Consider the following 15,069-nt stretch of genomic DNA (forward strand, 5'->3'; position numbering starts at 1 on the left):
TGCCGGCCTGCGCTTCCACCATGCAGGCAAAGAGGGAGGGAGGTCGATCGGTGCGAGCCGGTCTGCCGCTTCGATGCTGAAGATGATCTGCTTGGCCGCCACCTTGGGTGCTGCGGCGTCGGCGTCTGCTGGACAGACGTCATTGCAATGGCGCGGTCAGACCGCGCAGGCCGAGGCCACCGCCGACGGCGGCTTCGTGCTGCACGCGGCGCAGGGCACGCGCACGCTGTCGTTGCAGCCGCTGCGCAGCGAGACCGACAGCCTGTTGTTCGATGCGCTGTTCGCGTTGGCGCAGCAGGAACTGCGCGACGACCAGGTCCAGGCGATCCGTGACCCGGCGTTCGATCACGGCAAACCGTTGCCGTGCGATTGCTACCAGACCGGCGAGCGCTGGCCCTACGTGTGGACCCGCGATGTCAGCTATGCCGCCGACCTGGCCCTGGCGCGGCTGGATCCCGAGCGCACGCGGCGCTCGCTGCACTTCAAGCTGTCGCCGATGCGCGGCGCCGATGCGCTGCCGGGGCTGTTCGTGGCGCAGGACACCGGCTCCGGCGGCAGCTGGCCGGTGAGCAGCGACCGCGTGGTGTGGTTTCTGGCCGCGCGTCACTTGCTGGACGAACCGGGCTTTGCCGCCGACACCCGTGCCGCGCTCGCCGCCACGCTGGCGCAGGACCGCGCGTTCGCGTTCGACCCGCACATCGGCCTGTACCGCGGCGAGACCTCGTTCCTGGACTGGCGCGAGCAGACCTATCCGGCCTGGACCCGCGACGACGTCGGCTTCATCGCCAGCTCCTTCGCGCTGTCGACCAACGTGCTGCACTATCAGGCGCTGCGTCTGGGCGAGCGTCTGGCCAGGGAGCAGGGCGACACGCAGGCGGCCGCGCGCTATGCCGGCTGGGCCGATGCGCTGCGCCAGGCGATCGCGCAGCGCTTCTGGCGCGAGGACCGCGGCACCTACGTCAGCTACATCGGCACGGCCGAGCATCCGGTGCGCTACGAAAGCTACGATCTGCTGGGCCTGTCGCTGGCGGTGCTGGCCGACGTGCTGCCGGCCGAGCGCGCGCGCCAGGCGCTGGCCCGCTATCCCGCGGTGGAGGCGGGCAGCCCGGTGGTGTGGCCGCAGCAGCGCGAGGTGCCGATCTACCACAATCGGGCGATCTGGCCGTTCGTCAGCGCCTATGCGCTGCGCGCGGCGCGGCATACCGACGACGGCGCGCGCATCGATCTGGAAGTGCGCTCGCTGCTGCGCGGCGCCGCGCTCGCCGGCTCGAACATGGAGAACTACGAATTCCTGAGCCAGGCCGCGCATCTCGACGACGGCCCGCTCAGCGGCCCGGTGGTCAATTCGCCGCGGCAGCTGTGGTCGGTGGCGGGCTACCTGGCAACGGTGATCGAGGGCGTGTTCGGCCTCGAGGACGATGGCCGCGTGCTGCCCAAGCTGCCGACCAGCCTGGTGCCGCTGCTGTTCGGCGAGCGCCAGGAGATCGCATTGCAGCTAAAGGACCGACGTATCGTGCTGCGGAGGCCGCGGCGGCTGCAAGGCGACCTGTTGGTCGCTGGCAAGACCCGCACCCAGGACGGTGTGACCACCGTCGACCTGGTCGCGCGCCGCAGCGGCGGCGCGCCATTGCAAATGCTCACGGCCGCGGACGCCTTCGCGCCGCTGGCGCCGCCGGCACCGCAGGTGCGGCGCGAGGCGCAGGGCTGGCGTGTGCAGGCGGCCACGGACACGGTGCTGTACGTCGATGGGCAGGCGCGACCCGGCAGCGCCGACGGCGCGCTGTTGCCGCTGGCCGAGCGCGTGCAATGCCTGAGCCTGACCCGGCAGAGCGCGCGTTGGGAGTCGTTGCATAGCCCTACCGTCTGCGTCGGCGACGTGGCGCGCGTGGAGGGCGCCGATGACTGGGCCTGGACGGTGCCGCACGATGGCGCGTACCGGCTGAGCTTGCGCTACGTCAATGCGCATGGCCCGATCAACACCGGTGTCACCGCGGCGGTCAAGCGCCTGCAGGTGCAGTGCGGAGCGGCGTCGCCGCAGTCGCAGCCGCTGGTGATGCCGCACAGCGTCGGCGAGCAGACCTCCACGGCGGCGGTGTTCGCGCTGCAGGCTGGGCAACGGTGCGTCGCGCGCTTGCTGCCGGCGCAGAACATGAGCGCGCTGCAGCACTTCGCGCGCTACACCGGCGGCCAGGGCGGCGCCGATGGCGTGGTCAATGCCGCCGATGTCGCCGCGCTGCTGATCGCGCCGGCCGGCCCGATCGAGGAGCGCCCATGAGCGCCGTGCCACGCGCCAAGCCGGCGCTGTCGTTCTGGCAGATCTGGAACATGTGCTTCGGCTTCCTGGGCATCCAGTTCGGCTTTGCGCTGCAGAACGCCAACGCCAGCCGCATTTTCCAGACCCTGGGCGCGGACATGGAGCAGGTGCCGGGGCTGTGGATCGCTGCGCCGCTGACCGGCCTGATCGTGCAGCCCATCGTCGGCTACCTGTCCGATCGCACCTGGAACCGTTTCGGGCGGCGCCGGCCGTATTTCATGGTCGGTGCGCTGCTCACCACGCTGGCGTTGCTGGTGATGCCGAACTCGCCGGCGCTGTGGGTGGCGGCCGGGACGCTGTGGGTGCTGGACGCCTCGATCAACATCTCGATGGAGCCGTTCCGCGCCTTCGTCGGCGACCAGTTGCCGGCGCGCCAGCGCGCCAGCGGCTACGCCATGCAGAGCTTCTTCATCGGCGTCGGTGCGGTGGTGGCGAGCATGCTGCCATGGTTGCTGGCGCACTGGGGGGTGAGCAACACCGCGGGCCCCGGCGAGGTGCCGGCGACGGTGCGCTACGCGTTCTATCTCGGCGGCGCGGTGCTGTTCCTGTCGATCGGCTGGACCGTACTGCGCACCCGCGAATATCCGCCCGAGGATCTGCACGGTTTCGACGACGCCACGCCGGCCGCCACGGCGACGCAGCCGCGCTACGCCGATGTCGCCGCGACGCTGTGGTGCGCCGCGGGCATCGCCGGGGCGGCGGCGATCGCCTTCAGTGGCGGCGACCGCATGCTGTACGTGCTGGCCGGGCTGTGCCTCGGCTACGGCGTGCTGCAGGGCGTGGCGCCGCGCCTGCGCCGCGGGCACATGCTGGCCGCGATCGTCTGCGACCTGCAGACCATGCCGCAGGCGATGCGGCGCCTGGCCTGGGTGCAGTTCTTCTCGTGGTTCGCGCTGTTCGCGATGTGGATCTACACCACCGCCGCGGTCACCCAGACCCACTACGGCACCCACGATGCGACCTCGGCCGCGTACAACGAGGGGGCAAACTGGGTCGGTGTGCTGTTCGCCGCCTACAACGGCTTCGCCGCCCTGGCGGCGATCGCGATCCCGCTGCTGGTGCGTGCCTGCGGGCTGCGCGTGAGCCACCTGCTCAACCTGTGCCTGGGCGCGGCCGGCCTGCTGTCGTTCCTGTGGATCCGCGACCCGCAGTGGCTGCTGCTGTCGATGGTCGGGGTCGGCTTCGCCTGGGCCTCGATCCTGTCGCTGCCGTATGCGCTGCTGTCGGACAGCGTGCCGGCGGCGAAGATGGGCGTGTACATGGGCATCTTCAATTTCTTCATCGTGATCCCGCAGTTGGTCGCGGTCAGCGTGCTGGGCTTCGTGCTCACGCACTGGCTCGATGGCCGGCCGCTGTACGCGTTGGCGATCGGCGGCGGCAGCCTGCTGGTGGCGGCGCTGTGCGTGCTGTGGGTGCCGTCGGATTCGGGAGCGAACGCATGATCGATCGGATGTCGTTGTTGGCGCTGGCCCTGCTGGGTGCCTGCGCTGGGTCGGCGCAGGCGCAGGCGCCGGCGCAGGAGGAGTTCTACGGCACGCTGGAGCCGTTCGCCAGCGAGGCGGTGTACTTCGTGGTCACCGACCGCTTCGTCAACGGCGACCCGGGCAACGATCATCGCGACCAGGGCGGCGCGCACCGCACCTTCGACATCCCGATCCCGGCGCCGCCGGGCGAGAGCGACAACATCGGCTACCTCGGCGGCGACTTCAAGGGCGTGGTCGACAACGCCGGCTACATCCGCGACCTGGGCTTCGGCGCGGTGTGGATCACCCCCATCGTCGACAACCCGGACGAGGCCTTCACCGGCGGCAAGCCGATCACCTGGGGCAGCTCGCTGAGCGACCGCGGCAAGACCGGCTACCACGGCTACTGGGGTGTGAACTTCTACAAGCTCGACGAGCATCTGCCGAGCCCGGGGCTGGATTTCGCCGGCTTTACCCAGGCCATGCACGCGCAGCAACTGAAGGTGGTGCTGGACATCGTCGGCAATCACGGCTCGCCGGCCTGGACCATGCCCAAGCGGCAGCCGATGTTCGGCCAGGTGTTCGACCGCGACGGCAAACTCATCGCCGACCACCAGAACCTGCCGCCGTCCAAGCTGGACCCGGCGCACAACCCGCTGCACGCGTTCTACAACACCGGCGGCAACCTGGCGCAGTTGTCCGATTTCAACGAGCGCAATCCGGCGGTGATGGAGTATCTGGTCGGCGCTTACTCGCAGTGGCTGGGGCAGGGCGCCGACGCGTTCCGCATCGACACGATCGGCTGGATGCCGGACAGCTTCTGGCACGAGTTCGTGCGCCGCATCCGCGCGCAGCGCCCGGGCATGTTCATGTTCGGCGAGGACTTCGACTACAACGCGCACAAGATCGCCGGCCACACCTGGGCCAGTAATGCGGGCGTCAGCGTGCTGGATTTCCCGCTCAAGCAGGCGCTGGCGGCGACGTTCGGCCACGCCCAGCGCGGCTACGAAACGCTGCAGCCGGCGCTGTATCTGGAGCGTGGCCCGTACGCCAATCCGTACGAGTTGATGACCTTTTACGACAACCACGATATGGCGCGGCTGGATGCCAGCGACGCCGGCTTCATCGACGCGCACAACTGGCTGTTCACCGCGCGCGGCATCCCGGTGATCTACTACGGCTCGGAGACCGGCTTCATGCGCGGCCGCGCCGAGCACGCCGGCAACCGCAACTACTTCGGTCAGGCGCGGGTGAACGCCGCGCCATCCAGCCCGATCTTCGCGCCGTTGCGACGCATCGCCACGCTGCGCCAGCGCAGCCCCGCGCTGCAGCGCGGCCTGCAGCTCAACCTGCAGTTATCCGGCGACGAGGCGGTGTTCTACCGGGTGTTCCAGCACGCGGGCAGCATCCAGACCGCACTGGTGCTGCTGAACAAGAGCGATGCGCCACGGACGATGGAGGTGCGCCGCTACCTGCAGCCCGGCACCTGGCACGACGGCTTCGATGGCAGCGCTATCGAGGTAACGGATGCGCTGCGCGCCGAGGTGCCGGCACACGGCGTGCGCGTGTTCCTGTCCGATGCGCCGATCGTGCGCCCGGACCTGCGCGCGCGGCTGCGCTGGCTGATGGCGGCCAAGGACGGGGTTGCGCCGACGCCCTGAGCGCGACGTGGCAGGCGTTGCGTCGTCGCGCCTGCCTGCAGGACCCGGCGTGGGCGCCTCGCGTCGGGTTCCGGCCCTTTCAGGCAGCTGACAGGCCGATGCGCTGCCGTGACGCAGGCCGGCAATGTCAACTGCGCAGCGAAGAACCGCGCAGCGCCAGCGTCACCGGCAGGGTGCGGCTGCTCACTGGCTGCCCGGCGATCTGCGCCAGCAAGGTGTCCACCAGCACCGCACCGGCCAGCTTGGTGTCCTGCTGCACCGTCGACAGCGCCGGATCGACGCTGGCGGCGACAGGAATGTCGTCGAAGCCGGCCAGGGCCACGTCCTCGGGCACGCGCAGGCCGTGCTCGCGCAAGGCTTTCAGCGCGCCGATCGCGATCAGGTCGCTGGCGGCGAACAGCGCATCGAAGCGCTCGCCGCGCCCCAGCAGGGCCAGGGCGGCCTCGTAGCCGGACTGCTCGGTAGTGATCGCATCGACCTGCAGTGCCGGCGTGGCCTCGGCGCCGGCCGCGTGCAGCGCCTGCAGATGGCCGCGGTAGCGCTCCAGGAACTCGGGGTAATGGTTGGAGGCGTCGCCGAGGAAGGCGACGCGGCGGCGGCCCTGCGCCAGCAGGTGTGCGGTGATGTCGTGCCCGCCCTGGAAGTTGTCGCTGCCGATCGACACCCCGGGCTGCCCGGGCAGCACTGCGCCCCAGCGTACGAAATGGGTGCCCTGGTCGACCAGGTGCTGCAGCCGTTGCTGCGCCTGCAGGTAGTCGCCGTAGCCGAGCAGGATCAGGCCATCGGCCTTCTGGCTGTCGCCGTAGTCGGCGCGCCAGTTGTCCGACAACTGCTGGAACGACACCAGCAGGTCGTAGCCATGGCGGGCGCAGGCGCGGGTGATCGAGCCCAGCATCGAGTGGAAGAACGGGTTGATCAGCGAGTCGTCGGTGGTCGGATCTTCGAAGAACAGCAGCGCCAGGGTGCCGGCATTGCGCAGGCGCAGGCTGGAGGCGTGCTTGTCGACCTTGTAGTTCAGCTCGCGCGCGATCGCCAGGATCTTGCGCCGGGTCTGCTCATTGACCGCCGGGCTGCCGCGCAACGCGCGCGAGACCGTGGGTTGCGATACGCCTGCCAGGTAGGCGATGTCCAGCGATGTGGCCTTGCCTTTGATGATGGCGCGTCCGTTGCGGAGAAAACGTGGTCGAAGCATGCCATGGCGCCTGCCGCAGCTCTTGCTGCGCTGCAGCGAGAAGGGTGGTGGCGTCCTCTCTTCGCGGGCCTCAGGCAGTTGCCAAAAGGTATCGTTTTGAAAAAGAGTGGTTTACCATCGTCCCAATCACCTGATCCGGACCTGGGTGGCCCGCGGCGACGCCGGCCGAGCGTGCGACATGAGCACTACCACCGCCCTCGCTTGAGTTCCCGCCCAAGGCTGTCCGAGCAGGCGCCCTTGTGGCGCCTTCTTTCTGTCCCGCGCCCTGCCTCGACTGCCACCACGATGGCGTGGACGCCGTCCCCCCGTTTCCCTTTTCGCCGACTCCCATGATCACGATTACGCTCCCCGACGGCAGCCGCCGCGAATTCGAACATCCCGTCAGCCCCATGGACGTGGCCCAGTCCATCGGCCCCGGCCTGGCCAAGGCCACCATCGCTGGCCAGGTCGACGGCCGCCTGGTCGACGCCTGCGACCTCATCGACCATGACGCCAGCCTGCGCCTGATCACCGCCAAGGACGCCGAGGGCGTGGAGATCATCCGCCACTCCTGCGCGCACCTGGTCGGCCACGCGGTCAAGCAGCTGTATCCCGAGGTCAAGATGGTGATCGGCCCGGTCATCGCCGAGGGCTTCTACTACGACATCTACAGCGAGCGCCCGTTCACCCCCGAGGACATGGCGGCGATCGAGAAGCGCATGCAGGAACTGATCGCGCAGGACTACGACGTGATCAAGAAGGTCACTCCGCGTGCCGAGGTGATCGAGCTGTTCAAGCAGCGCGGCGAGGACTACAAGTTGCGCCTGATCGAGGACATGCCCGACGACGTCACCGCGATGGGCCTGTACTACCACCAGGAATACGTGGACATGTGCCGCGGTCCGCACGTGCCGAACACGCGCTTCCTCAAAGCCTTCAAGCTGACCCGCATCTCCGGCGCCTACTGGCGCGGCGACGCCAAGAACGAGCAGCTGCAGCGCATCTACGGCACCGCCTGGGCCGACAAGAAGCAACTCGAGGCCTACATCCTGCGCATGGAGGAAGCCGACAAGCGCGACCACCGCAAGATCGGCAAGCAGCAGGACCTGTTCCACCTGCAGGAAGAGGGCCCGGGCCTGGTGTTCTGGCACCCGAAGGGCTGGTCGATCTGGCAGGTGGTCGAGCAGTACATGCGCAAGGTCTACCGCGACAGCGGCTACGGCGAGGTGCGTTGCCCGCAGATCCTGGACGTGTCGCTGTGGCAGAAGTCCGGCCACTGGGACAACTACCAGGACAACATGTTCTTCACCGAGTCGGAGAAGCGCACCTACGCGGTCAAGCCGATGAACTGCCCGGGCCACGTGCAGGTGTTCAACCAGGGCCTGCACAGCTACCGCGACCTGCCGATCCGCTACGGCGAGTTCGGCGCCTGCCATCGCAACGAGCCGTCCGGCGCGCTGCACGGCATCCTGCGCGTGCGCGGTTTCACCCAGGACGACGGCCACATCTTCTGTACCGAGCAGCAGATCGAGGCCGAGGTCACCGCCTTCCACCAGCAGGCGTTGAAGGTGTACGGCGACTTCGGCTTCGACGACATCCAGATCAAGATCGCCTTGCGCCCGGAAAAGCGCCTCGGCGACGACGCCACCTGGGACAAGGCCGAGGCCGCGCTGCGCGCCGCGCTCGGCGCCTGCGGGGTGGAGTGGCAGGAACTGCCGGGCGAGGGCGCCTTCTACGGCCCGAAGATCGAGTACCACCTGAAGGACGCGATCGGCCGCACCTGGCAACTCGGCACCATGCAGGTGGATTTCATGATGCCCGGCCGCCTCGGCGCCGAGTACGTGGACGAGCATAGCCAGAAGAAACATCCGGTCATGCTGCACCGGGCCATCGTCGGCTCGATGGAGCGGTTCATCGGCATCCTGATCGAGCACCATGCCGGCATGTTCCCGGCTTGGCTGGCGCCGGTGCAGGCCGTGGTCATGAACATCACCGACGCGCAGGCAGACTATGTAGACAACGTGCGGAAACTCCTTGCAAATCAAGGCTTCCGCATCGAGGCCGATTTGCGGAACGAAAAAATCGGTTATAAGATTCGCGAACACACGCTGCAGCGGGTGCCGTACCTGTTGGTCGCAGGTGACCGCGAGACGGAAAACGGCGCGATTGCGGTCCGTACGCGATCGGGGGAGGATCTGGGCACCATGTCGGTCGCCGCCTTCGCCGAACGGCTGCGCGCCGAGCAGTTGGCGTGACACCACCCTGGCGCGGACGGAGCCTCCGTCCGCACCAGTCCGATTCCCCTGGGAGATTGCAACATCAGTACCCCTGACAACAAACAGAACCGCAAGAACCAAGAGATCCGCGTGCCGCGCGTGCGCGTGATCGGCGCGGACGGCGAGATGGTCGGCGTGTTGACCCGCGACGAAGCGCTGGCGCTGGCCGAAGAGGACGGACTCGACCTGGTCGAGATCCAGCCGCAAGCCGATCCGCCGGTCTGCAAGATCATGGACTTCGGCAAGTTCAAGTTCGAGCAGCAGAAAAAGGCCAACGAAGCCAAGAAGAAGACCAAGCAGGTCGAGATCAAGGAAATCAAGTTCCGTCCGGTCACGGACGAAGGCGATTACCAGATCAAGCTGCGCAACATGCGCCGCTTCATCGAGGAAGGCGACAAGGTCAAGGTCAACATCCGCTTCCGCGGTCGCGAGATGAGCCATCAGGAGCTCGGCCGCGAAATGGCCGCGCGGATCGAGGCCGATCTGGGCGAAGACATCGTCATCGAATCGCGTCCGCGCCTGGAAGGCCGGCAGATGGTGATGATGATCGCGCCGAAGAAGCGCTGACGCAGGCCAGGATCGCGCCCCGCCCAACGCGGGCGCGCGACCAACCGGGCGCCCACGGCGCCCACTGGCATCGTAATCCCGGCGTTTTTGCCCCGACGCAGGCTGCGTGGTTGCGTGGTGCGCGCCGTTTCCGATGCTCCATTCCCGAATCGCGGCGCGCCAGTGCGCGCCACCCAAACTGCATGATTTGCAAGGCATTCCAAGCCCTGGCATAATGCGCGGCCCAGTTCATCGGGTTTGCCGCTCGCGCGGCAATAGGACCCGCCCGGATCCTCAGTGGATCAAGGGCTTACAAGCAGGTAAGGGCACGGACGGAAAGTGTGGCGCAGCCACCGCCCTGACCAGTGACAAAACACCATCAAGGACATTGCAATGCCCAAGATCAAGACCAACCGGGCGGCGGCCAAGCGTTTCCGCAAGACCGCCTCCGGCAAGTACAAGGCCGGCCACGCCAACCGTAGCCACATCCTCACCAAGAAAGCGACCAAGCGGAAGCGCAACCTGCGGCAGACGAACCACGTCCGTGCCGAGGACGCAGGCCGTCTTGACCGTATGCTTCCCTACCTCTGAGGACTGAACCATGGCTCGAGTCAAGCGTGGCGTCCAGGCGCGCCGCCGTCACAAGAAAGTTCTGAACCTCGCCAAGGGCTATTACAACGCCCGTCGCAAGGTCTTCCGCGTCGCCAAGCAGGCGGTGATCAAGGCGCAGCAGTACGCCTACATCGGCCGCAAGCAGAAGAAGCGCAATTTCCGTTCGCTGTGGATCACCCGCATCAATGCGGCGGCCCGCATCAACGGCATGAGCTACAGCCGTTTCATGAACGGCCTGCTCAAGGCTGGCATCACCCTCGACCGCAAGGTGCTGGCGGACATCGCCGTGCACGACGCGCAGGGCTTTGCCGCCCTGGCGGAGAAGGCGAAGGGCGCGCTGGCGGCATAAGTGCGAGTCCCCGCAGAAACCCGCACATTCATGTGCGGGTGTTCGGCGGGAGCAATCGCAGTCATGCAGGGGAAGGGCGCAAGTCCTTCCCCTTTTGCGTTTTTGGGCGTCCCGGCGACGGGGCGCCTGCCGGGTAGGGAGGTTCCGCATCGGCGGGACACGGTGGCCACGGGTTCGGCCGGAGCAGTGAGGCGCGAGTGCAATGAGTGAGATCGATTCCCTGAGCGGGCAGGCGCTGGCGGACATCGCCGCGGCGCAGAGTCCGGAGGCGCTGGAGCAACTGCGGGTCGCGCTGCTCGGCAAGAGCGGCAGCATCACCGCCCAGCTCAAGCAGCTCGGCGCGCTGGCGCCGGAGCAGCGCAAGCTGGCCGGCGAGGCGATCAATCGCGCGCGCGACACGGTATCCGCCGCGCTGGCCGAGCGCCGCGCGCTGCTGGAAACCGCGGCGCTGGACGCACGCCTGGCCGCCGAGCGCATCGACGTGACCCTGCCGGGCCGGCGCGGCGAACGCGGCGGGCTGCATCCGGTCACCCGCACCCTGGAGCGCATCACCGAGATCTTCGCGCGGCTGGGCTACGAACTGTCCGACGGCCCCGAGATCGAGGACGACTGGCACAACTTCGAGGCGCTGAACTTCCCGCCGCACCACCCGGCGCGGGCGATGCACGACACCTTCTATTTCGGCGATGGCCGCCTGCTGCGCACCCATACCTCGGGCGTGCAGGTGCGCTACATGGGTGAGCATGCGCCGCCGCTGCGCATGATCGCCGCCGGCAAGGTCTACCGCAGCGACAGCGACCAGACCCATTCGCCGATGTTCCACCAGGTCGAAGGCCTGCTGGTCGACGAGCACGCGACCTTCGCCGACCTCAAGGGCACCCTGGCCGAGTTCGTGCGCGCGTTCTTCGAGCGCGATTTCCAGATGCGCTTCCGTCCCAGCTACTTCCCCTTCGTCGAACCCGGCGCCGAGGTCGACATCGCCTGGCAGCAGCCCGACGGCAGCACCCGCTGGCTGGAGGTGCTCGGCTGCGGCATGGTGCACCCGAACGTGCTGCGCAACGTCGGCATCGACCCGGAGCGCTACACCGGCTTCGCCTTCGGCATGGGCGTGGAGCGCTTCGCGATGCTGCGCTACGGCGTCAACGACCTGCGCGCCTTCTTCGAGAACGACGTGCGGTTCCTGCGGCAGTTCGCTTGAGGGCGGGGATTCGGGATTCGGGAGTGGGGATTCGCGAAAGCGGGTCCACGCGGCTTCCGGATCTCGCTTGACCCGCTCTTACGAATCCCCACTCCCGAATCCCCAATCCCGGCTCCCCAATGAAATTCAGCGAAAACTGGCTGCGTAGCCACGTTCCGACCCAGGCCTCGCGCGAGCAGCTTGTGGCCACCCTGACCGCGATCGGCCTGGAGGTCGAGGAGGTCGTGTCGCTCGGCGACGGCCTGCAGCAGGTGGTGGTGGCGCGGATCGTCGAGGCCGCGCCGCATCCCGAGGCCGACCGGCTGCAGGTGTGCCGGGTCGATGCCGGACACGGCGAGCTGCTGCAGATCGTCTGCGGCGCGCCCAATGCGCGCGCCGGACTGGTTGCGCCGCTGGCGCTGGTCGGCGCCCAGGTCGGCGGCATCGCGATCAAGCCGGCCAAGCTGCGCGGGGTCGAATCCAACGGCATGCTGTGTTCGGCCAAGGAGCTGGGCCTGGACAGCGACGCGTCGGGCCTGTTCGAACTGCCCGACGATGCGCCGATCGGCCAGGCGCTGACCGAGTATCTGGGCCTGCCCGACGCCAGCATCGAGATCAAGCTCACCCCCAACCGTGCCGACTGCTTCGGCGTGCGCGGCATCGCCTACGACGTGGCCGCGGCCTGCGGCAGCGACGTGCTGCCGCTGGTGGTGGCGCCGGTCGCAGTGAGCAGCGAGCGCACGCTGCCGGTCGCGCTGGGGGCGGGCGCCGACGCGCCGCGTTACTGCGGCCGCGTGGTCGAGGACCTGGATGCGGCGGCGAAGACGCCGCTGTGGATGGCCGAGCGCCTGCGCCGCAGCGGTGTGCGCCCTGTGTCGCTGCTGGTGGACATCACCCAGTACGTGATGCTGGAACTGGGCCAGCCGATGCATGCGTTCGACTTGGACACGTTGCAGGGCCCGGTCGGTGTGCGTCACGCGCGCGCCGGCGAGACCCTGACCCTGCTCGATGGCCGCGAGGCCGCGCTGGATCCGGGGTTCCTGCTGGTCACCGATGCCGATCGGCCGGTGGCGCTGGCTGGGTTGATGGGCGGCCAGGCCACCCGTGTCACCGAGACCACTCGGCACGTGTTCCTGGAGGCCGCGCATTTCGCCCCGGCGGCGATCATGGGCCGCGGCCGCAAGCTCGGCCTGCACACCGATGCCGGTCACCGTTTCGAGCGCGGCGTGGACCCGGCATTGCCGCGGCAGGCGCTGGAGTTGGCCACGCGGTTGGTGCTGGAGCTGGCCGGCGGACGTGCCGGCCCGGTGGTCGAGGCCGAGTTGCCGGAGTTCCTGCCGACGCCGGCGCCGATCGCGCTGCGCCGCGCGCGCATCCTGCGCGTGCTCGGCATCGAGATCGCCGATGCCGACGTGGAGCGCATCCTGCGCGCGCTGGGCATGGACGTGGCCGCCTCGGCCGATGGATGGCAGGTCACCGCGCCGAGCCGTCGCTTCGACATCGCGCTGGAAGAGGACCTGATCGAGGAACTGGCGCGCATCCACGGTTATGACCGTTTGCCGACCACCTTGCCCGGCGGCGCCACCCGCATCGCCATGGATAGCGAGATCCAACTGGACGAGCGCAGCGTGCGCCGCCAGTTGCTGGCGCGCGATCTGCTCGAAACCATCAACTACGCCTTCGTCGATGCCGCGCTGCTGGACCAGTGGGGCCTGCACGACGGGCGCGTGGCGCTGGCCAATCCGCTCAGCGCCGAACTGGCGGTGATGCGCCCGTCGCTGTTGCCGGGGCTGGTCGCCGCGCTGGGCCGCAACGTCGCGCGCCAGGCCGGGCGCGTGCGTCTGTTCGAGCTGGGCAAGGTGTTCGCCGCGGCGGCGGAGGCCGGCGCGGCGCCGACCGAGACCCAGCGCGTGGCGGCGGCCGTGTGCGGCGATGCCGACGCCCTGCAGTGGGGCCTGCCGGCGCGCAAGGTCGATTTCCACGACCTCAAGGGCGACCTGGACGCATTGGCCGCGGCCTCCGGCGCGCGCCTGGACTACCGTGCGTCGACGCACCCGTTCGCGCATCCGGCCCGTTCGGCCGACGTCTATCGCGACGAAACCCGGATCGGCTGGATCGGCCAGCTGCATCCGCGGCTGCTGCAGGCGATGCAGATCGACGTGGACGTGCTGGCGTTCGAGCTGGACCTGGCGCCGCTGGCCGCGCGCGCCCTGCCGCGCGCCGCCGAGCTGTCGCGGTTCCCGTCGGTGCGTCGCGACCTGGCCTTCGTGGTGCCGGACGCGGTGAGTTGGGCGGCGCTGGCGCGCAGCGTGCGTGCGGCGGTGGGGCCCTTGCTGCGCGAGGTGGTGCTGTTCGACCGCTACGTCGGCGCGGGGGTCGAGGCTGGTTGCAAGAGTCTCGCTATGGGCTTGATTTTGCAGGACAACACGCGCACTCTGACAGACCGCGACGTGGAGGCGGTGGTCGCCGATGCCGTGGCCGCGCTGGCGCGCGAACACGACGCGCGGATGCGTGGTTGAGACGTACAGGGGATAGCAGGGCAATGGCGTTGACCAAAGCGGAAATGGCCGAGCGGTTGTTCGACGAAGTCGGGCTGAACAAGCGCGAGGCCAAGGAATTCGTCGATGCGTTCTTCGACGTGCTGCGCGATGCGCTCGAGCAGGGGCGGCAGGTGAAGTTGTCCGGTTTCGGCAACTTCGACCTGCGCCGCAAGAACCAACGGCCCGGCCGCAATCCCAAGACCGGCGAAGAGATCCCGATTTCGGCGCGGACGGTGGTGACCTTCCGTCCTGGACAGAAGCTCAAGGAGCGAGTGGAGGCTTATGCTGGACCCGGGCAGTAACCGCGAACTTCCGCCGATTCCGGCCAAGCGCTACTTCACCATCGGTGAGGTCAGCGAGCTGTGCGACGTCAAGCCGCACGTGCTGCGCTACTGGGAAACCGAATTCCCCAGCCTGGAACCGGTCAAGCGGCGCGGCAACCGACGCTACTACCAGCGCCACGACGTGCTGATGGTGCGGCAGATCCGCAGCCTGCTGTACGAACAGGGCTACACCATCGGCGGTGCGCGGCTGCGCCTGGAAGGCGAGGGTGCCCGCCAGGAATCGGCGCTGAGCAACCAGATCATCAAGCAGGTGCGGCAGGAGCTGGAAGAAGTCCTGCAGTTGCTGCGGCGGTGAGTCGGGCCAGCGCTAGGAATGGCCGCCGCAAACCCGCTATAATCGCCAGCTCGCCGCAAGGCGGGTCCGTCATGACGGCGGAGACGCAACACACCGGGGTATAGCGCAGCCTGGTAGCGCACTAGTCTGGGGGACTAGTGGTCGTCGGTTCGAATCCGGCTACCCCGACCATCTTTCGAAGGCCCATGTCCATGACATGGGCCTTTTTGTTTTGGTCGCGAGGAAGGCTGGGGCTGGCTGGAGAGCTGATCGGGATGCGGCGTTTGGACGCCCGGCGCGCATGCCGGTTGCGTGTCGGGGTCGCCACACGTGGCGATCTGT

Annotated in this window: 12 protein-coding genes and 1 tRNA gene; 12 read left to right on the forward strand and 1 reads right to left on the reverse strand. The window is 68.4% G+C overall.

Annotated features, from left to right (window positions below; translation table 11 throughout):
- Nucleotides 1-73: 73 nt before the first annotated feature.
- Genes GGR64_RS13675 through GGR64_RS13685 form a run of 3 tightly spaced genes read left to right on the forward strand, consistent with a single transcriptional unit; the run spans nucleotide 74 to nucleotide 5,438 of the window.
- Nucleotides 74-2,275, forward strand: a complete 2,202-nt coding sequence (locus tag GGR64_RS13675; protein WP_184646506.1) for a Six-hairpin glycosidase-like protein — start codon at nucleotides 74-76, stop codon at nucleotides 2,273-2,275.
- Complete coding sequence (locus GGR64_RS13680; RefSeq protein WP_184646508.1) at nucleotides 2,272-3,756, forward strand: MFS transporter; 1,485 nt, start codon at nucleotides 2,272-2,274, stop codon at nucleotides 3,754-3,756. Before GGR64_RS13675 ends, GGR64_RS13680 begins: the two co-directional genes overlap by 4 nt.
- Before the next feature lie 8 nt (nucleotides 3,757-3,764).
- Complete coding sequence (locus GGR64_RS13685; protein ID WP_184646728.1) at nucleotides 3,765-5,438, forward strand: alpha-amylase family glycosyl hydrolase; 1,674 nt, start codon at nucleotides 3,765-3,767, stop codon at nucleotides 5,436-5,438.
- 127 nt (nucleotides 5,439-5,565) lie between these two features.
- Here GGR64_RS13685 and GGR64_RS13690 read toward each other — a convergent pair whose 3' ends face one another.
- Nucleotides 5,566-6,630, reverse strand: coding sequence for a LacI family DNA-binding transcriptional regulator (locus tag GGR64_RS13690; RefSeq protein ID WP_160967332.1), 1,065 nt, complete (start codon nucleotides 6,628-6,630; stop codon nucleotides 5,566-5,568).
- Between the two features lie 329 nt (nucleotides 6,631-6,959).
- Here GGR64_RS13690 and thrS point away from each other — a divergent pair, with 329 nt between their 5' ends.
- From thrS to GGR64_RS13735, 9 genes are all read left to right on the forward strand, one after another.
- Entirely contained in the window at nucleotides 6,960-8,864 is a 1,905-nt protein-coding gene (gene thrS, locus GGR64_RS13695; protein WP_017911219.1) for a threonine--tRNA ligase, read from the forward strand.
- 63 nt (nucleotides 8,865-8,927) lie between these two features.
- Nucleotides 8,928-9,452: a translation initiation factor IF-3 gene (gene infC / locus GGR64_RS13700; protein WP_304412340.1), complete on the forward strand. Its 525-nt coding sequence runs from the start codon at nucleotides 8,928-8,930 to the stop codon at nucleotides 9,450-9,452.
- Nucleotides 9,453-9,824: 372 nt separating this feature from the next.
- Complete coding sequence (gene rpmI / locus GGR64_RS13705) at nucleotides 9,825-10,022, forward strand: 50S ribosomal protein L35 (RefSeq protein ID WP_010342861.1); 198 nt, start codon at nucleotides 9,825-9,827, stop codon at nucleotides 10,020-10,022.
- Nucleotides 10,023-10,032: 10 nt separating this feature from the next.
- Nucleotides 10,033-10,392, forward strand: a complete 360-nt coding sequence (gene rplT, locus GGR64_RS13710; RefSeq protein WP_010342859.1) for a 50S ribosomal protein L20 — start codon at nucleotides 10,033-10,035, stop codon at nucleotides 10,390-10,392.
- 202 nt (nucleotides 10,393-10,594) lie between these two features.
- Nucleotides 10,595-11,590 carry a phenylalanine--tRNA ligase subunit alpha gene (pheS, locus tag GGR64_RS13715; RefSeq protein WP_160967335.1) on the forward strand — a complete coding sequence of 332 codons (996 nt, stop codon included), beginning with the start codon at nucleotides 10,595-10,597 and terminating at the stop codon, nucleotides 11,588-11,590.
- Nucleotides 11,591-11,709: 119 nt separating this feature from the next.
- Nucleotides 11,710-14,088: a phenylalanine--tRNA ligase subunit beta gene (gene pheT, locus GGR64_RS13720; protein ID WP_184646510.1), complete on the forward strand. Its 2,379-nt coding sequence runs from the start codon at nucleotides 11,710-11,712 to the stop codon at nucleotides 14,086-14,088.
- Between the two features lie 23 nt (nucleotides 14,089-14,111).
- Nucleotides 14,112-14,411: an integration host factor subunit alpha gene (locus GGR64_RS13725; RefSeq protein WP_003466661.1), complete on the forward strand. Its 300-nt coding sequence runs from the start codon at nucleotides 14,112-14,114 to the stop codon at nucleotides 14,409-14,411.
- The gene (locus GGR64_RS13730) at nucleotides 14,392-14,748 is read left to right on the forward strand and encodes a MerR family transcriptional regulator (protein ID WP_009597860.1); all 357 of its coding nucleotides are present in this window, start codon (nucleotides 14,392-14,394) and stop codon (nucleotides 14,746-14,748) included. Before GGR64_RS13725 ends, GGR64_RS13730 begins: the two co-directional genes overlap by 20 nt.
- A gap of 94 nt (nucleotides 14,749-14,842) precedes the next feature.
- Nucleotides 14,843-14,919 (forward strand) — tRNA-Pro (locus GGR64_RS13735).
- Nucleotides 14,920-15,069 lie beyond the last annotated feature (150 nt).

It is taken from the genome of Xanthomonas sp. 3307 (genome assembly GCF_014199735.1).
GTDB classification, from domain to species: Bacteria; Pseudomonadota; Gammaproteobacteria; order Xanthomonadales; family Xanthomonadaceae; genus Xanthomonas_A; species Xanthomonas_A rydalmerensis.

Bases quoted from the DNA above. Each gene is read 5' to 3' on its own strand.
- GGR64_RS13685 (WP_184646728.1), top strand. From the start codon at position 3,765: ATGTCGTTGTTGGCGCTGGCCCTGCTGGGTGCCTGCGCTGGGTCGGCG.
- GGR64_RS13730 (WP_009597860.1), top strand. From the start codon at position 14,392: ATGCTGGACCCGGGCAGTAACCGCGAACTTCCGCCGATTCCGGCCAAG.
- pheT (WP_184646510.1), top strand. From the start codon at position 11,710: ATGAAATTCAGCGAAAACTGGCTGCGTAGCCACGTTCCGACCCAGGCC.
- GGR64_RS13690 (WP_160967332.1), bottom strand. From the start codon at position 6,630: ATGCTTCGACCACGTTTTCTCCGCAACGGACGCGCCATCATCAAAGGC.
- GGR64_RS13725 (WP_003466661.1), top strand. From the start codon at position 14,112: ATGGCGTTGACCAAAGCGGAAATGGCCGAGCGGTTGTTCGACGAAGTC.
- GGR64_RS13675 (WP_184646506.1), top strand. From the start codon at position 74: ATGCTGAAGATGATCTGCTTGGCCGCCACCTTGGGTGCTGCGGCGTCG.
- thrS (WP_017911219.1), top strand. From the start codon at position 6,960: ATGATCACGATTACGCTCCCCGACGGCAGCCGCCGCGAATTCGAACAT.
- GGR64_RS13680 (WP_184646508.1), top strand. From the start codon at position 2,272: ATGAGCGCCGTGCCACGCGCCAAGCCGGCGCTGTCGTTCTGGCAGATC.
- pheS (WP_160967335.1), top strand. From the start codon at position 10,595: ATGAGTGAGATCGATTCCCTGAGCGGGCAGGCGCTGGCGGACATCGCC.
- rplT (WP_010342859.1), top strand. From the start codon at position 10,033: ATGGCTCGAGTCAAGCGTGGCGTCCAGGCGCGCCGCCGTCACAAGAAA.
- rpmI (WP_010342861.1), top strand. From the start codon at position 9,825: ATGCCCAAGATCAAGACCAACCGGGCGGCGGCCAAGCGTTTCCGCAAG.